20 protein-coding genes are annotated in these 21,059 nt (G+C 44.9%); 13 read left to right on the top strand and 7 right to left on the bottom strand.

The window, feature by feature from the left end; translation table 11 throughout:
• Positions 1–405: 405 nt before the first annotated feature.
• The 6 genes from ACQ4MZ_RS30315 to ACQ4MZ_RS30340 all read right to left on the bottom strand — a co-directional run bounded on the left by ACQ4MZ_RS30315 (position 406) and on the right by ACQ4MZ_RS30340 (position 4,574).
• Entirely contained in the window at positions 406–870 is a 465-nt protein-coding gene (locus ACQ4MZ_RS30315) for a recombinase family protein (RefSeq protein WP_430851621.1), read from the bottom strand.
• A gap of 29 nt (positions 871–899) precedes the next feature.
• On the bottom strand, positions 900–1,418 hold the full coding sequence (locus ACQ4MZ_RS30320) for a recombinase family protein (RefSeq protein ID WP_430851623.1): 519 nt from the start codon (positions 1,416–1,418) through the stop codon (positions 900–902).
• A gap of 8 nt (positions 1,419–1,426) precedes the next feature.
• Positions 1,427–1,618 carry a hypothetical protein gene (locus ACQ4MZ_RS30325; RefSeq protein WP_430851625.1) on the bottom strand — a complete coding sequence of 64 codons (192 nt, stop codon included), beginning with the start codon at positions 1,616–1,618 and terminating at the stop codon, positions 1,427–1,429.
• Positions 1,619–1,960: 342 nt separating this feature from the next.
• Positions 1,961–2,824: a hypothetical protein gene (locus tag ACQ4MZ_RS30330; RefSeq protein ID WP_430851627.1), complete on the bottom strand. Its 864-nt coding sequence runs from the start codon at positions 2,822–2,824 to the stop codon at positions 1,961–1,963.
• A gap of 397 nt (positions 2,825–3,221) precedes the next feature.
• Positions 3,222–4,085 carry an AraC family transcriptional regulator gene (locus ACQ4MZ_RS30335; RefSeq protein WP_430851629.1) on the bottom strand — a complete coding sequence of 288 codons (864 nt, stop codon included), beginning with the start codon at positions 4,083–4,085 and terminating at the stop codon, positions 3,222–3,224.
• A 39-nt stretch (positions 4,086–4,124) separates the two neighbouring features.
• Positions 4,125–4,574 (bottom strand): YybH family protein, encoded by a 450-nt coding sequence (locus ACQ4MZ_RS30340; RefSeq protein WP_430851631.1) that lies wholly within the window; start codon positions 4,572–4,574, stop codon positions 4,125–4,127.
• Between the two features lie 117 nt (positions 4,575–4,691).
• Between ACQ4MZ_RS30340 and ACQ4MZ_RS30345 the strand changes: the two genes are divergently transcribed.
• The 8 genes from ACQ4MZ_RS30345 to ACQ4MZ_RS30380 all read left to right on the top strand — a co-directional run bounded on the left by ACQ4MZ_RS30345 (position 4,692) and on the right by ACQ4MZ_RS30380 (position 14,637).
• Positions 4,692–7,313: a sigma-54-dependent Fis family transcriptional regulator gene (locus ACQ4MZ_RS30345; RefSeq protein WP_430851633.1), complete on the top strand. Its 2,622-nt coding sequence runs from the start codon at positions 4,692–4,694 to the stop codon at positions 7,311–7,313.
• Positions 7,314–7,508: 195 nt separating this feature from the next.
• Entirely contained in the window at positions 7,509–8,249 is a 741-nt protein-coding gene (locus ACQ4MZ_RS30350; RefSeq protein WP_430851635.1) for an SDR family oxidoreductase, read from the top strand.
• A 39-nt stretch (positions 8,250–8,288) separates the two neighbouring features.
• The gene (locus ACQ4MZ_RS30355; protein WP_430851638.1) at positions 8,289–9,044 is read left to right on the top strand and encodes an SDR family oxidoreductase; all 756 of its coding nucleotides are present in this window, start codon (positions 8,289–8,291) and stop codon (positions 9,042–9,044) included.
• A gap of 226 nt (positions 9,045–9,270) precedes the next feature.
• Positions 9,271–9,753 carry a hypothetical protein gene (locus ACQ4MZ_RS30360; RefSeq protein WP_223405366.1) on the top strand — a complete coding sequence of 161 codons (483 nt, stop codon included), beginning with the start codon at positions 9,271–9,273 and terminating at the stop codon, positions 9,751–9,753.
• Positions 9,754–9,990: 237 nt separating this feature from the next.
• A complete protein-coding gene (locus ACQ4MZ_RS30365; protein WP_430851640.1) occupies positions 9,991–10,602 on the top strand; it encodes a recombinase family protein in 612 nt (203 codons plus the stop codon).
• Between the two features lie 36 nt (positions 10,603–10,638).
• Positions 10,639–12,015: a HEPN domain-containing protein gene (locus tag ACQ4MZ_RS30370; protein ID WP_430851642.1), complete on the top strand. Its 1,377-nt coding sequence runs from the start codon at positions 10,639–10,641 to the stop codon at positions 12,013–12,015.
• Positions 12,016–12,484: 469 nt separating this feature from the next.
• Entirely contained in the window at positions 12,485–12,709 is a 225-nt protein-coding gene (locus ACQ4MZ_RS30375) for a hypothetical protein (RefSeq protein ID WP_430851644.1), read from the top strand.
• 56 nt (positions 12,710–12,765) lie between these two features.
• On the top strand, positions 12,766–14,637 hold the full coding sequence (locus ACQ4MZ_RS30380; protein ID WP_430851646.1) for a T9SS type A sorting domain-containing protein: 1,872 nt from the start codon (positions 12,766–12,768) through the stop codon (positions 14,635–14,637).
• Between the two features lie 649 nt (positions 14,638–15,286).
• Here ACQ4MZ_RS30380 and ACQ4MZ_RS30385 read toward each other — a convergent pair.
• Positions 15,287–15,982, bottom strand: a complete 696-nt coding sequence (locus tag ACQ4MZ_RS30385) for a hypothetical protein (RefSeq protein ID WP_430851648.1) — start codon at positions 15,980–15,982, stop codon at positions 15,287–15,289.
• A gap of 60 nt (positions 15,983–16,042) precedes the next feature.
• On the opposite strand from ACQ4MZ_RS30385, the gene ACQ4MZ_RS30390 reads away from it, so the two are divergent.
• From ACQ4MZ_RS30390 to ACQ4MZ_RS30410, 5 genes are all read left to right on the top strand, one after another.
• Positions 16,043–16,501: a hypothetical protein gene (locus tag ACQ4MZ_RS30390; RefSeq protein WP_430851650.1), complete on the top strand. Its 459-nt coding sequence runs from the start codon at positions 16,043–16,045 to the stop codon at positions 16,499–16,501.
• Between the two features lie 501 nt (positions 16,502–17,002).
• Entirely contained in the window at positions 17,003–17,644 is a 642-nt protein-coding gene (locus ACQ4MZ_RS30395; RefSeq protein ID WP_430851652.1) for a helix-turn-helix domain-containing protein, read from the top strand.
• Between the two features lie 568 nt (positions 17,645–18,212).
• The gene (locus ACQ4MZ_RS30400) at positions 18,213–19,157 is read left to right on the top strand and encodes a hypothetical protein (RefSeq protein WP_430851654.1); all 945 of its coding nucleotides are present in this window, start codon (positions 18,213–18,215) and stop codon (positions 19,155–19,157) included.
• A gap of 87 nt (positions 19,158–19,244) precedes the next feature.
• Positions 19,245–19,841 carry an RNA polymerase sigma factor gene (locus ACQ4MZ_RS30405; RefSeq protein WP_430851656.1) on the top strand — a complete coding sequence of 199 codons (597 nt, stop codon included), beginning with the start codon at positions 19,245–19,247 and terminating at the stop codon, positions 19,839–19,841.
• On the top strand, positions 19,816–21,057 hold the full coding sequence (locus tag ACQ4MZ_RS30410; RefSeq protein ID WP_430851658.1) for a hypothetical protein: 1,242 nt from the start codon (positions 19,816–19,818) through the stop codon (positions 21,055–21,057). Before ACQ4MZ_RS30405 ends, ACQ4MZ_RS30410 begins: the two co-directional genes overlap by 26 nt.
• The last annotated feature ends 2 nt before the right edge of the window (positions 21,058–21,059 follow it).

Below are 21,059 nucleotides of genomic sequence, written 5' to 3' on the forward strand. Positions count from 1 at the left end.
ACTAATCCGCTGCTTTCTCACACGAGTTTAGCGCGGGGTCGTTCTCATGTTTCGGCGTGTGATCACCTTGAAAAATTTTGTAAATCTTAGTACTTTTGAGCAGGTTTATGCTTCCGAAAATTTTGGTGAGCAAATCGAGAGCAGCTAAATCAATAAGCAGGTAGTGTGTTGATATATTGAATGTTATAAATATAGTGTTGCACCCTTCGGGTGCACCCTAAGGGACAAGTCGTTTTTAAACGCACTTGTCCCTTTTTTTTGCGTTCGTAACTTGCTCGTTATCTGATAAATAAGATCGATCCCTTCGTTCAGCCGAGCGGTTCGATGTTCGATTCCGTCAAACGTCAAATTTTCTGGGAAGATCGAACCAATTATCTGCCTTTTTTTTCTTCTATAGTGCCTGATTTATAGAGCTTTGAGAGGTGTTCGAGTCCCGTGAGGATATGCTTTAAATAATCGAACACCACATGAGGAAGAACAATGATAATAGTAGTAGTAAGTGCTTCTTCCTTTCGATGCGCTTCCTGATAGCATTCTATCGCATTTAGTACAACGTAAGAATCCACGGAGTGGAAGGTTGTCATCTGAGACGATTTTGGGCTTTTGATAGGGATTCCGTTTTCGCCCGGAAATCATATCCTGCACTAAGTTGAACGTTGACGGCGATACGATTGGCTCGTGCAATCCCTTCACACGCTGTGCCTTTTCCCCTTCGAATTCGGGAATAAATATCTGTCCGCAATAGACCGGATTCCGAATTGCGAGCCAAAAGTTGTTTTTGCTGCATTTTAGTCCTTTTCTGGCCGCTTGCTTCCATACTTGTTCCGTGTTAAACCTACCCAATGCAAGTTCTTCAAACGCCCATCTCATTATCGGCGCTTTATTTGTGTCAGGTTCAATTATTTTTTTCCGTCAAATGACCGGGCATTACGATACCCCATTGGGGCGGTGGCAACCCAGCGTCCTTCTTTCTTGGCGCGACGCATGCCGTGGAAGACATTTAACGCGCGACGGTCATTCTCAACTTCGGGCGCAGCTAAATAGAAAGCAAGCATGATCTTGTTTTCTGGAATTCGGATATCAAGTGGTTGTTCGATAGCCTGTGGTTCAATACCCGCTTTGCGAAGGACATTGATCATTTGGTACGCGTCACCAGCGTTGCGACTTAACCGGTCCCATTTTGTAAATAGGATTTGGTCAATCCGAAGTCGTTTATTCTCCCTTAATCGGGCAAGTAGCATTTGCCACTTTGGTCGCAAGAATGTTTTTGCCGAATGGTCCTCGAGGATCACTTCGACAACTTCCACGGAATTGTATTTACACCAATTTCGTAACCTATCCTCTTGATCTCGCTGAGAGTAGCCTTTTTCTGCCTGTTCATCAGTGCTTACCCTGACATATAGAATAGCTCTGGACATGGTATTGATTATTTTGTTGATGAATTGCGCTTCGAACCAGAAGCCTTACGAAAATACTGATTAATAGCCAATGTAACCAGGTGTTGCATCGATTCCAGCATCTTTTCTGCTTGCTCGATAGTTATGTCTTCGCCAATATCTTTCAGGTGTTTGACAACACTCACGACTTGCTCATTGTTAGGTTTACCTCGTTTCTCCATTTCCTCGCTCTTTTCTCCAAGCCTTAATATAGGTCTGTGAAAACGGGGAACAAGCACCCTTTCGATTTTCGAATGGGTCAATGCGGAGATGAACGTTCCAAAGAATAGCTTTCGTCATTTGCCTTTGCCTGTGGAGTTCAGGAAGTTGAGTATCCTACCTGCAACGGAATAAATGTCGCATCAAGTTGTTTTTGATCTTGAATCGATATCTAAATGGTTGAAAATGAGAGACAAGTTTGAGTGTCAAAAACCAAGTAGTGTACGCAAATACGGTCGTTTTTCTGTACTGTTTCAATCCGTATCTCGAGAAGATTCTTGTTGCCTTCGTCCGTCCACAATGGGTTATAGCCAACTTTTGAAAGTTCCGCTCTGAATGTCAATAACCTTCCTTTCTGATGTGACAAGAACCTGTCCGCTGAGCGCAAACTCCGTTTCTACGGGGCAACCAATTACTAATTCTTTTGTAATTTCACCTGTATTCTTGTTAATGCATTTCAGTTTTTTGTTGCCACCATTCAAAAAAGGCCAGCTAACACCAACAAACTCTTCAAGATTTAGGTGAAAGCATGCGCGAAGAAAATGCCCGTCTTCGTCAGCCGGTATATCCCATTTATGTGTTCCTGTCGAGATGTCATAGCAGCTCAGGGGGCCACCACTTTCTGAGACCACGAACGAATCGTCAGAAATGACGATGTCTAGTATTGCAAACGACCTGGTCGGAGCGCTTGCTATTGTTTTACGAGTCAATCGATCTAGAACCAGTATACTGCCCCTTTTTCCGATTACATCAATTGGCAAATTTTTAGCATTGACTAGGTGTTCGATGCCAGGTAATTTTTGTACTTCGGCACCAGTGTATATGTCAAGTGAACGACTTGGCCCCACTTCGAATTGGGCAAATACTTGATCTGTATGAGCGGACAGATTTTGGATGTGCTGAACCTTTTTAAGGTCCTTACGCCGCCAAATGAGTTTCCCTGTGCGTGTTTCGTAAGCGCATATCCCATATCGATCCCAACTTCCGCATAGGCAGATCAGTCCGTCCTCGGAAATTGCAAGCCTTTGTCCTCCAAAATCAAGTATTGTATCGAATTCAGATATTACCGTTAAGCTGTCTATATCAACGATTTGGACTCGTCGTTCGAATTCAGCAACGGCGATAACTTTTCCGTTGCCAGAGGTAGCAATATGTCTGATATCATTCATAGGATTGAGTTCCTTTCGTTGGCTCTAATAATGATAGGGTATCGCCATTGTGGGCAGTCGCCGATACGAATTTTCGCGTAAGAATAACAAGCACTCGCACTTCGTATACGTAAGGTGTTGCTGAACAAATGAGCCACAAAGGAAAGTACATGATGTTTTATAGAGATCTTTGGAAGTGAGGTATTATCGAAAGTTGAAATTAAGCTACGATCAATTCAAACGAAAGTCAAACGTCACGGTCGCAGGCCTTCACTCGTTATTCGGTTTGTACCAAATCGAACGTTGGCGAGTCGCACCAAGCCGTTTCGCTCACAGGAAGTTCGAGTAGATGTCTCCAACTATACAATCTTATCCCCTCAAAAAATCCGGTGGTTTTTCTGTACTCTGCCGGTGTTGACTAGTCGATTGATAATTGTTTGTCTCTAAATGCAGTTGGGCCGACACCAACGACCTTCTTAAACAGCCGGCTAAAATACTTCTGGTCCTCGAATCCCAGATCCAATGCAATTTCCTTGATATCCAAATCTGTGTAAAACAACAGCCGCTGCGATTCGGCGATCACCTCGCGATGGATTAATGCTGAGACGGAGTTAGCGGTGACGGCCTTCACGCACGCATTGAGATAGTTAACCGATATATTTAACTGACCGGCATAATCGGCAGGCTTTTTCAAGGTCTTATAATGGTTCCGCAGAAGCTTTTTAAAGTCTTTGGCGACAACGAACTGACGTTGCCCGCGACGTTCAGCCAGATGATTTTGCGTTTTACGGTAAATGATCATGGCCTCGTAGACAAATGCTCTCAGTAACGCGTGTGTAACGATCCGGTTGTGATCAGCACCTTTGTTCAATTCTTCCAATTGCAACATCAGGCCGATGGATTTTTTAAACCAGGCATCTTCGGTTTGTGAGAGCAGCACCGCCAGTACCTCGGTCACTGATTCATCCAGCGTAGACCTGATTGGCTCGTCGATCAATCGGCTGTCGAACGAGACATACCAGCCTGCTCCGCCAAGAGATGATATCACCTGATGTACCTGCCCTGGGTAGGAGATAAAAAGCATCCCGGGTTTAACCGTAACGGGCTGAAAATCGAGCATAATATCAATTTTACCCTTTTCCAGAAGCAGGCAGGTATAATGGTCATGGCGATGGGGTTTGAATGTTTCCGCGTTTTGTACATGATTGCCTACCCACCGCTCGACTTCTACACCTGTGTGCGTATTGATCAATTTTTGCAGGATAACGCCGGTGTTTGCCATAGATGTTAATTTGGGGCCGGACTCCCGGCCCCGGCTTGTTTAATATAAACTCCTAACCTGTGTCCCGAACGGGTTGTCGATGATGTACCGCCAGAAGCCGTCAGGGCCTTTTCTGGCGATATCGTTGGAGGTTGCCACCATGTGTACCGCCGTGCCATCAGGGGCTTTACCGGCAATGTTCCAGTCCAATACGAGCGATGCCGTGTCACCAGCAACAAAAATATGGCGGGCAATGATGTGCATGGGCAGCTGGACGCTGTAATATTTCAAAAGCTCCTTGCGGATCTGCTCGCGCCCTCGCTGAGGGACACCCTGGGCGTCGACGAGCACTGCATCCTGTTCGTAGAAATCCAGCATTATATCCACATCCATCGAGTTAAAATGCGCCAAAAGCGACGGGACGATTTCTTCGGGTGTTGTTGCGAGCGGATATTTTTCTGCGATTGCATTAACTGTGTTTTCGATTGAATCCATACTTTGCTGTTTCATAACTTTGGTTGATTTGTTTTGTTGATGCAAAGCACGGATGGTTGCGGATTTGAATTGTCCTACTATTCGGCGCAAAAGGTGGACAAATCAACTTAAATTCAGATATACCTCGCACAGATGAAGCAGTTTTCCAACCTGTATCAAAACAGTAATAATCATACAAATCTTGAATGGGAACGACAATTGCTGCTCCATCTGGGCAATGATATCACCAAAGTGCGCAACAAGAATGACCTGATCGTGCTGTTTTCGGATCGGATCAAGTCATTAATGCACTTTACGCACACGATTGTGACCTTGATCGACCGCAAGGATGAAACCTACAAGCCATTTTTACTTGATCACCGTGCATCAGCCATTAAGGACCACCCCGAATATGATGATATGGTCAAGGCGTGTTTTCCGCTTGACGAGCCCTTTATCCAATCCGTTTTGGCGGCCGGCGGTCCTGTCGATTTCTTTCTCGCCGATATTGTCGATGCCCCGCAAAGCCCAGCGTTCCTGCGCGTAAATTTCGAGAAAGGTATCCGGCATGTGCTGATGACAACGCTGCGGACCGGCGACCAGCCGATCGGCTTTATCCATATTTACACCGATCAGCATGATGGTTTTTCGCAAGAATTCAAGGACATCGTTCAACGGATCACCCCGCAATTGTCAAGCGCGGTTTCCAACATTATCAAAAACGAAGAAATCCTGCAAAAGGAAAATGAAAAGTCATTTCTGCTTGATTTCAGCAATGATATGACCGCTGTCCGTAGCCGGGATGATCTGGCTGTCGTAGTTAAAACAGCACTACGAAAGCTCAACCCCGAGGGAGGATATGTGATCCGCAAGATCAATGAAGATGGGCTGACGATGTCGGCATACCTGTACGATACAGGCGCTTCTGCATTCGATCCGGCATTGTTGGAGCGGGTGCTTTCCGAGAAGTACCCGATCAATGACGGGCTCCAAAACCGCATCCTGGATAGTTACATCCCGTTGCTTTTCAATGTGGGCCGCGAGTTGCAGAGAGGCTACAATCTGTCCTACCTGAATCTTTGGGAAAACATGGGTTTCAAAACAATGGTTGGCATTGCATTGCGAAACGGCAACGCCAACATTGGTCTGCTTTGGCTGAGCATCGACGAGATCAACATTCCAATCTTGCAGGGCATCTGCTCGCAGATTGCCATTGCGATGGGCAACATTATGGCCAACGAGGACATTCTCCGCCGGCAGGCTGAGCAGCAGCTGATGCTGACGTTTTCAAATGATATTACCGGTGTTAAATCCAAATCCGACCTGGATCATGTGGTTTCGAATGTTTTGCAGGGCTTGTTTCAAACCCGGATCGCTGTTATGTACCTCTTGGCGGAAGACCAGGTTACCCTGCGGCCTTACCTTTTCGACCGGCAGTTTTTCCAGGAAACCGAGGTAGCTGAGCACGAAGAATTTTACTCTTTAAATATTAATGAGCAACATATAAAACTCGTCTTCGAAAGCAACCAGCCGATTTTGCTGGACATTGATGAAAACCTGGAAGCGAAGTGCCTGAAACTGTCCATCCAGCGTGAGCAGCGCGGGATTAATACTGTCTATGCATCGGCGCTGAGATTGGGCGAGCAGAACCTGGGCATGGTTTGGATGCTGGGTGAACGGATCAGCGGGCCGCTTTTGCAAGGTATTTGCGCCCAGATTTCGACCGCGGTTTCCAATGTGCTTGCGCACGAGCAGATACTGCGTTTGAAAAAAGAGCTGGAAAACGAAAACGACTATCTCAAACAGCAGCTCAATCAGGATTTTGAAGAGATTGTCGGCGGCGGTGAAGCGATGCAGCAGGTATACCGGCTGATTTCCCTGGTGGCTGAAAGCAACTCGACGGTGCTGCTGCTAGGCGAGACGGGTACTGGAAAGGAATTGATCGCAAAAGCCGTTCATAACGCGTCTTCCCGCAAAGAAAAGCTCATGATCAAGGTCAACTGCGCAGCTATGCCTGCCAGCCTGATCGAGAGCGAGTTGTTTGGCCATGAGCGTGGCGCATTCACCGGGGCCGTCGAGCGGCGCATCGGAAAATTTGAGCTGGCCAACAACAGCACACTATTTTTGGACGAGGTGGGGGAGATGCCGTTGGAAACACAGGTGAAGCTGCTGCGAGTTTTGCAGGAAAAGGAAATGGAGCGTGTAGGCGGTAAAACTACCATCAAACTAAACGTTCGGATCATTGCCGCCACCAACCGCGACCTGGAAGCGGAAGTAAAAGCGGGCCGGTTCCGCTCGGATCTGTATTACCGTTTGAATGTATTCCCTATCAAGCTGCCGCCGCTGCGCGACCGCAGGGAAGATATCGAAAGCCTTGCCGGATTTTTCTTATCCAAATTCAGCAAAAGTATAGGCAAGAAAACCGTCAAACTATCAGCCAACGCGTTACGGCAGTTGCAGGCCTATTTGTGGCCGGGCAATGTGCGCGAACTCGAACATCTGATTGAGCGCTCGGTGATACTGGCGACAGGTCCGATGATCACCGAGTTTTTCTTGCCGCAAGCGACAGGGGTAACGACCGAAGATCCAATGAGGCCATCCGATTTACCATTGGAAGAAGTGGAGCGTATGCACATCATACAGATATTGCGCCGGTGCGGCGGCAAAATTTCCGGCATCGGTGGTGCCGCAGAAATTTTGGGTATCCCCGGTAATACCCTTCATTCCAAAATGCGCAAGTTGGGCATCTCAAAGGCCGATTACTACGCTCATTAAGTCCTTTCACCAGTTGGGGCATTTCGTCTATGCTCATCAAATAAGATGATACTTTTGATGTTTTCACCAAATACGGTGAAAATGAGAGGTGTCTGTATTAAATATATTATTGATAATCAGTTTATTAAATATTTGGCATCGAAATGGCAAGTTTAGGATCATCTGTAAGATTTTAAACTTAAACATTTCAAAATTATGAAGATTGTTATTGTAGGCGGTACGGGGTTAATCGGAACAAGGGTTAGCGAAAAACTGCGGGTGTTGGGCCATCAGGTAGTCGTAGCCGCTCCTTCGACGGGCATCAATGCATTGACTGGCGAAGGCCTAGCTGAGGCCATGAAAGGTGCCGAGGTGGTCGTCGATCTGTCTAACTCGGCTTCTCCCGAGGAAGATACAGCCATCAATTTCTTCCGCGCAGCAGGCAGGAACCTGGCAGCGGCAGAAATTGCGGCCGGTGTTAAACATCACCTGGTGCTATCGATCGTAGGAACCGACCGGGCTTTGTACATCGGTTATCTGCGCGCCAAAAAAGAGCAGGAGGATATTATCAAAGAATCCGGTATCCCGTACACGATCATCCGCGCTACGCAGTTCCACGAACATATCACGACTTTAATTGCGGTGCAATCCGACGAGGAGGCCATCCACATTTCTACCGTGGACTACCAGCCCATTGCAGCAGAAGACGTGGCCGCATTGGTTACCCGGCTCGCATTGGAAGCGCCTAAAAACACGACCGTGGAAATCGCAGGGCCAGACCTGGCGCCCATGAACGAGTTCGTAAGCCAGTACCTTTCTGTTAAAGGCGGGGAAAAGCCTTTGAAAGCCAACGACGAGAATAAGTACATGTTCTTTGAAATCCCCAAGTCCCTTTTGGTCCCCCAGGGCGATTTTTACCCTGGCGCAATCCGGTTCAGCGACTGGATTAACGAATAACCAGCCTATCCTTTTAATTGATCCACAAAACCAGAAATCATGAAAATTGTAATCATAGGCGGCACGGGCCTGATTGGCTCAAACGTCACTAAAAAACTTCGCCAGCTTGGCCACACCGTCATTGCTGGTTCTCCTTCCACCGGTATTAATGCACTTACAGGCGAGGGGCTTTCAGATGCATTGGAGAACACGGACGTGGTCGTCGATCTTTCCAACTCTCCTTCGTTTGAGGACGCTCCGGCCATCCAGTTTTTTGAGACAGTGGGGCGTAACATTTTGTCGGCTGAGTTGAATGCAGGCATCAAACACCATGTCGTCCTATCCATTGTCGGCACGCACCTGATGGAAGGAATGGGTTATATGCGGGCGAAGAAAATCCAGGAAGACCTGGTAAAAAGCTCCGGAGTTCCTTACACCATCGTCCGCAGTACGCAATTCCAGGAATTTGTGCCCACCATTGCTGCGGGAGGCAAACAGGGGAGTGAAGTTCATGTCTCGAAGCTCGATTTCCAGCCCATTGCTGCCGAAGAGGTGGCGCTGTTCATTGCCCGGTTTGCGATATCTGAGCCTGCGAACGGAACTGTCGAGATTGCGGGCCCTGTCCGTGGGCCCATGAGCAAATTCGTAGAAGCTTATGTGAAGACAAATGACGCGGGTAAAACGGTGATCGCCAACGACAGCAATGAATATTTCGGCCTGGCAGTGCCGACATCGACGTTGGTTCCGGAAGGAAATGCGTATCTGGGTGAAACGCGGTTCCAGGAATATCTTCAGTCTCTTTCGCCCCAAGCCTGACAACCTTGCAGTTTTTAGATTGTCCTGATCATGCACGGTTGGTAGCAATTACTGACCGTGCTTTTAAACAACCTCGATTGCGTATCCCATGAATATTCAAAACGATAGAAGGGCATTGGTAAAATCCCTACATTACATATCCGGTGTTACATTGTCGGTTTTCATAGCATTTCACTTAATAAACCACCTTTTCGCCCTCGATGGGCCGGAAAAACATATCCAGATCATGGACCAGTTCCGGCTCGTTTACAGACATCCGGTCGTGGAAACACTTCTACTGCTGGTCGTTTTGTTCCAGATCGTTACGGGCATCAGGCTGATTTACAAACGGGATGCCCAGACCATTGCCGAGAAGATCCAGGTATATTCCGGCCTTTACCTTTCGTTTTTCCTCATTGCCCACGTTGGCGCAGTTCTTTCCGGGCGGTACATCGAGCACCTGGACACCAATTTCTATTTTGCTGCGGCTGGGCTTAACTATTATCCTGCAACTTTTATTTTTATACCCTACTATTTCCTGGCTGTGGCCTCAATCAGTTTGCACGTTTCGGCCATTCATTATTTGAAGACTAAATCGAAACCAGCGGCAGTTGGTATTGCTGTCGTCGGGATAGTGACTTCATTTATAATCATACTAGCCTTTACGGATAACTTTAAGTGGCTTGACATGCCACAACCGTATGAGCAGTTCATTCGGGCGTTAATTTGAATCATCACAAAAACTATACGTGCTGTATTAGCGATCATATTAAGGACTGATTCCCGATGATAGATTATGTCTATGATACTACTGCGCTAATTTATCCGGTCGTTTTTCTGTACTCTGCCGACGTTTATATTAACGATGCATTTTACTCCGAAAGCCGCCGAAATAGAGTTCATTTTAGTGGTACATGAAATCTAATTACATTATATTACCGTCATAGGGGTTAAAATGTAATTTGACATGATATTTGGTTACGTACGGGTTTCGAAGAATGAGCAGAACCAGGATCTGCAATTCGATGCTCTCCAGAAGGCAGGGTGCGAGAAAATTTTTCATGAGAAGATTTCGGGTGCTTCTAAGGAGCGACCCGAGTACGCAAAGATGGTTTCCGAGCTACGGAAGGGAGACGTGATCGTTGTATGGAGAATTGATCGTCTCGGCCGGGCCACTTACGAGCTGATCAAATTAATGGTCGAATGGAAGGAGATGGGTGTTGATTTCCGGAGTATTTCAGAAGGGATCGATACTTCGACTAAAATGGGCAGGCTATGGTATATGCTCAGTTCGGTTTTTGCAGAAAATGAGAGAGAGATTTTAATGGAGCGAACTTTGGCAGGAATGGAGGCAGCGCGTGCAAGGGGCAGGGTAGGGGGAAGGCTGAAGGGGCTCACCAAAAAATCCAAAGAACTCGCGAGTTTAGCAGCAACCTTGTATCAAAGCAGAAGATACACAACGAAGCAGATTTGTGATCAATTGAAAATCGGTAGCAAAGCCACATTATATAATTACCTTAGACTAGAAGGAATAGAGATCGAGGGATGGGAGCGAACGAAAAAAGATCCGAGTGCCTAACATTTCCAACATTTGAACTCTCCGTCCTATTCTACTATGAATGACACTAAGAATTTTGAAGGAACTTGGTTTGTCCCACATGATTCACAAGTTTTAGAGAAAGTACCAAGATTCCAAGGATCGCTAACTTTTGACCCTGATAATGGAAGCATCCTAGTGTTACCTATCGATCAAATTAACAACCCGATTCTGAAGCAAGAAATCGATATTTTCCTTGGAAATACGTCTGAGGGACCTGTGACCCTTTATAAGTGTGTATGCTCTCGGCATGACTTTGGACGTGGAGCGGTGTATTACTATCATGTTCAATATATCATTGAGGGAGGCCATTTACATAACGAGAAAGATTTTCAATTTTCAAGAATAAATGCGGAGCTGTATGGTCTAAAAGAGTGGGTTGGAAAGACGGGTTTCAAGGTAAAATCCACGAATTACTCCACCAACTTTAAGGTAAACTACGCACTCCCGAAGAACATACCCTTTAAAATTAATGGATCATTAAGCGGAGTTATTCTTTTCGGTGTTAGTGGTATCAAGTTCGGTAATAGTCAATTAAATGTAAATCTCAGCCAATCTACTCAGGTAGCACTTGAAACTAAGATTCTGTTATCTCTGGACAAGATTTTAGACACCTTGACGGTTTTTAGCAATTTCCTCATGTTAGGATTAGATGATACTACTCGAATCACACTTTACAGTAATATTCATATAGAAACTTTCGCACAAGGAGAAAGAATGCGACGAGTTCCGTTCCGCTTACTTATTCCGAGGCCAGTAGGAACCGACATTCGGAAAGTTGTAAACCCTCATAGGATGTTTTTTAAACTAGACACGGTCAATCGAAAATTTGAGAAATTGATTTCCAAGTGGTTCATTCTTTTCGAGAAAAACGAATCATCAATGAACTTGTTTTTTAAGCAATATCAGTGGAAGCACGAGAGTAATCCAACTATTTTTTTAAATTATGCGCAAATTTTAGAAGCTTATCATGCTGTAATGCAACAACAAAATAAAATAAAATATAGTAAGGAGTTTCTAAGAATGAGACGTAAAGTTTTAGCATTATCTAAGCAACAATTGCCACAGTATTTAAATTGGCTAAAAGAGCAATTTAACCGTTATAATGCGCTTACACTTCACGACCGCCTTCATGACTTAGTACATCAAACTAGGGGCACCCAATTATATGATGCTTTTGGAGATACCGAATCTTTTATTTCAAGTGCTAAAAATAACCGAAATTATTATACGCATTATAATAGGAGTAAAAGGCATCTGGCTTTTACAGGACTAGAACTGTATCAATTAACTAGAAAATTACATGTTTTAATAGTTTTTCATCTTTTAAAGGACATAGGTTTAAACCGGAGAGATGTTGCATCTCGCATAGTCCAATATTTTCATCTTTCTTAATGCAGTTTTTTCTTTCTATGAGTTCTTCGTACCCTTAACGATATTGTTGGCAATGAGATTTTATTTAACATAAGATAACTTATAGAAATTCGAAGATTTTTATTTTGGTGAATCGCTTTGTTGATACTATTTGCATGATAGTGCTTCACAAACAAGGATATTCACTGGCACATAATTCAAAGTACAACCAGCCTTACACCGTAATACCTTGTGCCAATGGTAACATCATGATAGCGCCGGACGAGTACGTGGCTTACTTCTTCTTCGATTTGTAGCCTACTCTCTTCCATTGAAAGGTGCGAACGCAGGATCTTAATATAATCTTAGGTTCTTTCCAATATCTCGTGCATTTCCCCAATACTTTTAATTTCAAGTAGATTGCCCATAATTAGATCCGATACATTTAATAAATTTCCTGTTTGGATCAAGTAACTGGCTGGTAATATGTGCTTTATCTAGAAATACAGGATTGGTTTCTAAGAATATCGAGAAATTTGCTGTCCTGAAATTGGTAGCATGGTTCTCGATCATTCTGACGGTACTTGCCTTCATCGCCACCCTTGCAGAGACTTGCAGTTACTACGCTTTCAAGGATGTGCAGGAGGCACTGATCGAATTGGGTCCGTCCTTGACTGTGAAGCCGGCGCCTATTGCCGCAGATAGGCCATTGCCAGATTCGGTAAAGCCAATTTAAGAATAAAAAAGGTACATTCTACTTTCCCACAAAAGCTCTCGAAGGGCGCACATGTTATGCATTTTATAGATCGTTTTTTGAAGTCGGCGTTCTTGTTTGCAGGTGCATTTCTATGCGTCGCCTTACAAGCTCAACCCCTCAAAATATGGGATAGATCGTTGGGCGGCACTGCTTCCGACAACATGAAAGATATCCGGCAAACAGCTGATGGTGGCTACATAATGACCGGGCACTCCTGGTCGGTCATTTCTTATACGCCACCAGTAACGTTTCAGGATATTTATGTTGTTAAACTGTCCGCAAACGGCACCAAGCAATGGGAAAGGAGACTGGGGTCGGGTGCAGAATCCGTTGGCTCTATCCTTCAAATGTCTGACGGTGGCTATTTGTTAGCCGGCAGTTCCGCCGCTAACACCGGAGGGGACAAAACCGAAAATTCAAAAGGTGAATATGATTTCTGGTTAGTTAAACTCGGTGCGGATGGCACCAAACTATGGGACAAAACAATAGGCGGACCGGGAATAGAAGGAGTAACCAATTGCGAACCTACCGCCGATGGCGGTGCGATAGTTGGGGGTGTGACATTCTCGGGCAGTGGTGGTGACAAAGAAAGTCCCGCGTACGGCTACGACGACATGTGGATTGTAAAGGTTGATGCGAATGGTTCAGTCCAATGGGAAAAAACGATTGGGGGCAACAATATGGACGTATTTAAAAAAGTAAGTCCAACCCCGGATGGCGGGTATATGGTTGCCGGCTGGACGTGGTCGGGGATTAGTGGAAACAAAACAAGCGCCTTGAAGGGCGAGGAGGATTATTGGATTATTAAGCTGAATGCAAATGGTGATATCGAATGGGATAAAACGATAGGTGGGTTATCCAGCGACTATCTTTATTCTATGGAAGTCACTTCTGACGGCGGCGCTATTCTATCAGGCACTACATGGTCGGGACCAGGTGGAGACAAGACGGTTGACAAAAAAGGAATGACGGGCTATTGGATTGTCAAACTGGCGTCGGACGGAAATATTCAGTGGAATAAAGATCTGAGCTCTTCCGCGAGTGGAGGATTCGTGTATATATTGCAGATGACGGATGGAAGCTACATCAGCGCAGCGGATGTCGGCCCACCCGTCGATGGTGACAAAACCGCGGTCTCAAAAGGTGGAGGTGATTTTTGGCTTGTTAAACTAGATGCCAATGGGAACAAAATTTGGGATACGACTTTCGGAGGGACTGAATATGAGTCTATCAGGTGCTTTCGGCGAACGTCGGATAATGGTTTCGTCCTGGGGGGAGTTTCCGTCTCCGGAATTGGTGCCGACAAAACGGAGCAAGCTTTTGGCAGCGAGGATTTCTGGATTGTAAAGACTACGGACGAAGATCGCCTTCCCGTTACACTAAGTAAATTCAGTGGAGAAAATGAGGGAACAACCGCACTACTTTATTGGGAGACAACATCTGAAACTGGCAGTGACCGGTTTGAAATCGAGCATAGTTTAGACGGTAAGTCCTGGAATACCATCGGCAGTGTAAAGGCTGCTGCGACAAGTTCGGTGATTATGCATTACGATTTCAAACATAACTCCCCTTCATTGCAGCGAGTAAATCTGTATCGTCTGAAAATGATCGACTATGATGAAACCTATGGATACAGCGCTATCGCCACGGTGAAATTCGAAACAATGCCAGAAGTAGTAATGTATCCGAATCCCACCGCCCAAATTCTAAATTTGAAGCTCGCCGATTTTCGGCATGTGAAAAGCATCCAGATTATCAACGAAAAAGCTGCAAGCATATATGATTCAGGTTCGGCACCCACCTCGCAAATCGACGTTTCGCACTTGCAGCCAGGCAATTATGTTGTGCGAGTAATTCGGAGGGACGGCTCATCATTTTCACAGAAAATCGTGGTGAATCGTAATTAGATTGATAGGGCGATTTCAAGTAACAGAAATGCAACCTCTTGCAGCAAGAGGTTGCCGATATATCATAAAAAGTATTCTCCTTAGGATAACTCCCCAAAATTTGGAGATCTCGGTTGCCTCGGACAAATCCTTCCCTTCTAAGCAAAAACTGATGCATATTGTAGATGATGTGATATTAACAAGTCATCAGCACTTAATGGTAACAGGCTTCAAGTTTTTGAACATTGAGCCTTGATGAAATAAATGGAAAAGTCTTCTCGAGCTGACCAGATGAAAAAGTCGAGAGCTCTCCCAAATGTAACGAACATTTGCACGCCATGTTTGTCAGATCAAATTCGACCCTGTTATGGCGGGACTAATCGGTACTTACTAGGTTGGTTGTGAAAGTACGAAGGTTCAAAACGAATGTAGCCGCCGTTACACAGGTCCTTGAGAATCCTGGAATATGTCGAGCTGCTGTTAATTTTTGCTCCTTTCATCAGTGGCCGGCTATAAATCGCAAGGTGACCGGGGTTTTTCGATGAAATCGCTTCCTTCCATATCGTCAGGTAAAGCGCAATGTGCGACGGGCCGATTTTAGGGTCTTTTTGTATCCGCCTAAAGAAAGAAGTTAGGAATTCGAGTGCGGAATTTTGCGAATCAGAATTGATCATACCTTAACGCTGCGTTTCCTGCTGTTACCTTCACTTTTCTCTTCCTCACCCGACAATTCCTTGTTTCCCTGCTGATGGTTCTTTTTCTCTGTCTGCTCTATACTTTTTTGCGTCTCGTCAGCGCCTGACTGACGGATTCTTTTTTGATTCTCGTCGTAGACGGTAATAGATTTGAACTGGGGATTTGCTTCGATGAACCGTTTTTGGTCACCGTCGCCGGCGAAAGTTACAACCTGGCGATTCCCGCGTTCCAAGGATTCCGACAGCCTGACCCTTTCCTGTGGATCTGTAAGCTCCTTAATCGGGGGCTTTTCTAGTGCTTTTTCAAGTTCAAAGCCATACTGGGGGCTGAATTGGCGAACTTTGAAATTGCCGTTGGAGGTTGTTTCCTTAAAGTCGAGTTTTAGCCATGCGTTGTGCAGCTGCCCGTCTTTATTTGCCAAGTCTTTATTGACCGATCTGCTATCCAGCAGGTTATACGCCTCCTTTTGGGTGATGTTCCTTCCTTCATTGTTAATGTAAAACGTCTGGCCGACTCTAGTCTCCGAGCCGGGCTTTTGAAGTTCGGCTCGGTAGCTGTTAAAAAAATACATATCTGAATTGGTTGATTTTTTGAAATTCAGCGACACAGCCAGCTCGTCCTTGCCGTATGAAGTGACCCGTTTAATGCTGAACTCATTTTGGGCTTTCATGAGCTGTTCGCGCAGTTGAGCCTGAGCTTCTTCACCAAAGCCGGTATATTTGACCTTATTGTGAATATTACGGGCAATGTGATCAGTGGCCAGGTCTTGGGTGACACTGCAAAGCATCTTTCCGAGCGTTTCGGGAAAATTCAGCAGGATCGCACGGCACTTTCACTGAACCGCTCCGATACTTCGATCAGCAAATCGATACAGTTGGATCTTGCTATTCCCGCATCTAAGATTTCATCAATGAGCTCAGGGGAATTTGTCGGTTTAGTCGCCGACAATCCCGATCAGTGCATTGACCTTAAAGCATTTTATAATCGTATCATGAACAATTATCAGGCCTTAGCGGCAGAGGCAGCGGCCTATAAGCCAATCCCAGTCGTCAGACAGGTGAATGCAGCGATTATCAAAAAGGTTTTCGAGCAGATTAAGGATGATGTGCGCGAAATCATAGAAAATGAAATTGCTAATATCAAACAGGATCCGGCACGGAAGCACTTGCTGGTAGATAAGAAAAAATAAAAAACGTTAATTGTACTATACTCCTTTGTGAGCGATCGGCCAACAAGCAGTGGCAAAAAACAGGAGAATGTGGCAGTTATTTGCATGGTGAAATATTCGTCGGGTCAATGTTACGGATCAGGCAGTACATAGGAACATGACGTGCCTTGGCTCTTTTGAACTAAAAAAGGTGGTTTTGTTAGGGTATTGTCTTGATATTCTGTGCTTTATTGTGTGTAAAAAAGGTGACATATGGGGCCGGAATATTTTCTGCGGAGCTATGAGCGATACGATCAAGATGTTGTCAAACTTTGAGTACAAAAGTTTGTTCCTACCAGGGTTGTCGGAAAAGATCTATTTCAACAATTCCAAACTGCAACTGTACCGGATCGAAAACTACCTCCGGAATATATTGATCCCGGTCCTTCCATACCCTACCACTTTCAATTTTATCATTTTCGTGACCAACGGAAGGATCAAGCAGCAGCTGGAAATATCTGAATATGAGATTGTCCGGGCTCCGTGCTTCTGGTCAAACAAGGAAGCATTACCCGCACGCTCGAAATTTCGGAAGATACTGAAGGGTTTTTTATCGTATTTGAAAACGAGCTGCTGGAAAACATATTCCTCGACAAAAGCACCGACTACCATTTCTTTAAAACATCGCCCTACGCCATGCTGTCCAAGCCGACCGAGAACTGGATGTCGCATTTGCTCCGGCTGCTCGAACTGGAACTAGGCTCTAACGACAGCATAGAAATAAGCGGGTTGTTATTGAAAGCTGCATTAATGAAAATGCGCCCCGATCAATCGCTGGAAGAGGCGTCCATCAAAAGGACTTTCTATATCACGCTCCAATTCAAAGACCTTGTCCAGCGATACCATCAGACGGAGAAGAAGGTATTGTTTTATGCCAACAAGCTCTCTATTTCCGAGAATTATCTTTGTAAATGCATTAAGGAAACAACCGGCAAACCGCCCAAGCAGTGGATCGGCGAGCTGAGCATATTGGATAGCCAAATCCTTCTTCAGGACATCAGCAAGGATATTTCGAGCATTGCTTTCGAGCTCAATTTCCAATCTACTTCCTACTTTACACGGCAGTTCAAACAATTTACCGGGATGTCGCCGACTCAATTCAGAAGAAGAGTGACAAAATTTTGAGTACTATTTTCGAGGGTTGACTATTGACCGCTCGTTACTTAAATTTCCTTGGTTGGGATACCTGCTTCCTGTTGCTTGAGGATCGAAACGATGGCACGGGCCACCCCGCTGCGTCTCTGTGAATCACGTCTTTTTCATCAATTCAAAATTCAGGTTTGATCTCTAATTTCAAACTGTCTGCCTTTTCAGGACACTTACATGGGTTCGATCTTTCCTGAAAATCTGGTGTTTGACGGATTTGAAGTTCGAACCCCTCGGCTAAAAAGAGATTGGCTTTATTTGCCAGATTTACAACAAGTTACAACGCAAAAAATGAAACAAATCCATTTAAATTGAGTTCTGAATCCGCCAAAAGCAAATACCCAAATTATACAATTTTAGTGCAACCAAAGTGTTATTTTCAGTTTGTTGTATTAATCGGCTGTGCCTTGGTTATTATAATGGAACTTTGAGGCGCGGATTAACCAATTCCAAAAGAAATTACATATACATGCTACCGCATAACCTCTGCAAGCAGTCTTGTTAATAAATCGTCACCTATCTTTTTTGAATTTAGGCTTTATATGAAATGATTAACAGACATGTCTCTACCTGCTATTTCTTAATAGCAGTGCTTTTTAGCGGATGTAATTCGGTAAAAGAGCCCCAACCTGATCCTCCATCAGAGGAAATCCCACAAGAGGTGGCCTCAAATGTTTACAACCTCTTCCCTCGTGCGACCGAACTGGTGGCCAGGACGTTTATCCGTGATAAAGTCTGGAAGGTGAATTTCAAGCAAGATGAGTCCCAGTTCATTTCCGTATTAAACAGGACTCAGCGCCTGGCGCATGCCAAACTATTAGATGAGCAGGTTCCGGAAACACTTCGTCGGATTACGGACAGCCAATTGATTCAAGGCGGCACGTATACAAATTTTAGGGAAGATGATTCCTCGCCTGGATATCCTCAGCAGTTTTGTGCAGAATACCGTTGGAACAATCAGAACTTCACCATTCGTTGGGTCAATTCAGTGGATGATTGGTCGAGCTTTGATAAGGCTATTTACATGTTCCCGGAAACAGAACTGACCTACTATTCTTCCTACGAAGAACTCCCCGATAAAATACAAAGTCTGCTCAAACCGCGGTATTTTCAGCCTGGTGGTGCGAAGGTCTATGTGCGAAACGGTATTCCATCCGTATTCGCAGTGGGCGGGCAATCGACTTCTCTTTCCTATAATGACATGCTCATCGACGATACAGGTAAAGTATTTTTTTCCATGATGGGCAACATTGAGTACTATAACGAACTTGACGAATTCCCTAAAAAGATTCGAGACTATATCAAAAATAATACCGCCTACGCGCCGATGGTTTATCGCTACGGTTTGCGCTTTGAAGACGGGCCATTCGGGGGGTATCGGGTGGACCTTACACCGGCCCAGGTCATGTTAAGCAGGCAAGAAGTAAATCTGTATTTTGACAAGGACGGCAATCTGGTCGAAACCTATTTTACGGCGCTTTTTAGGCAGTAGATACCGGCTTGAACATCACCAAATTCTTCTATCAATCTGTCGTAATGGACTTACCCCTTCACATTACGGCGAAACGAAGCAAACTGAATGCTTTTTAGAAAAAAGAAAAGATATCAATCAATCGAGGAGTTGGTCATAGGCTGTCAGAAGTCGGAAGCCAGTGCACAAAGTATGCTTTATGAAATGTACAAAAAGCGAATGATGAGCATTTGTCAACGGTACGCCAGGACGTCAATGGAGGGTGATGAGATTTTTCAGGACGCGTTTGTAAAAGTTTTCAAGAATATAGGAGAATTAAGAAATATATCAGCGGTCGACGGTTGGATAAAAATGATCGTCGTCCGGACGGCCATTGACTATTATAAACGTACTACCAAGCAACAACTCTTGCTGGCACCGGTGGAAAGTATTGAGGTTTCATTGGAATCGGAGGACTACAAAAGAATCCTATCGGATATTGATATGCAAAAACTATTGGAGATAATCAGAGGTCTGCCCAACGGCTATCGCACCGTGATTAACCTGCATCATATCGATGGTTATACACACGAGGAAATCGGCGAAATGCTTTCGATTAGTCCAGGCACCTCCAAATCCCAAACGGTTCGTGGACGCAACCTCTTATTAAGAAAATTGGAAGAACAAGGAATTATCGAACATGACAGACTCGGAAGAAAATCTTGATGACATCCTTCGAAGGGGACTTCAGTCGCGGTTTGACAAAGAAGAAGCGGAAGTCAAACCTGGGCTCTACGATAGTATTTATGATCGTCTGCATCCTAATAAAAATACGGCTGTTTGGTATTTGCTGGGAGTGGTTTTGCTGATAGCCTGGGTTGTTGGAGGATCAATTACCAGAAAGTATCGGGCAGTGCTCAGACCTTCCGCGCAGCAGCTCGATAAGCAAGCGAGTGTTTCTCCGATGAAGCAAACGGGGATAATTGAAAGCGCGGAACGCAACGCATTACCCGATAGTAGTTCACATACAACGCTGCGGTCCGGAGCAAATCAACAGCATTTTGTATATCCGAAACATCCTCAGCCTGATGTCCACCAAGGTAATTCACGGGAACTTGGGCCTGATCTTATCAAAGCAGAGGCGATTGAACAGCTCCTGGTACCAGATAAGCCGGAAAGCCCTGCTCAATCCGATGAAATTATAAGAGAGCCTGCAATACCGGAAATCGCATCGTTACATTCAGTTGCTATCAAACCTTATCCAGTTTTGCTAAAACTCCCTTCTGTATCTGTGGTTGCAGATTCGGGATTTCAACGGAACACTCATACGCAAGGCGATATCAAATGGATCTTTTTGGCGAATTCGTCTCAAACTTTTCTGACGCTTGACGCTCGCCCAAGCCAGGGTTTATATCAAAATTTTCGCTTTGCTCCTATTTGGTCGGGCAAATCCAAGGCGGTGAGAATCGCTGCCGGAATTGAGAAAAATGATATTCAGATACTTGCAGGATACACTTACCGCCGGAACTGGATTTATTATGAATTAGGTACGGAGGAATTTGATATCCGGCCTGATGGCAAGAATGGCTACCAGGTTCAACGCAAAGGTATGGCACAAACGTATGATGAAGCAATTCATACTGTGGGGATAGGGATAAATAAGGTTACCCACTTTAAAACAGGTTTTTTCAGAGATTATGAAGCAACTACCGGCATTCAGTACCAGACAACGCTTCATAAGGAATCACAACATTTTCTATCCGTAAATGCAGCACTGAGTAGACCAATTAAAATCGGCGACCGGATGGTTATTTCAATCGGGCCGTTTATCGAATACGGTCTCAATAGACAGCGCATTAGTGGGTTAGACTGGCAATATCGGCCTTATCAATTCGGTGTTTCATTAATAAACAAACTAAGTCATCTAAAAACCAACAAGTAAGC

It is taken from the genome of Dyadobacter sp. BHUBP1 (assembly GCF_050587785.1).
Lineage (GTDB): Bacteria > Bacteroidota > Bacteroidia > Cytophagales > Spirosomataceae > Dyadobacter.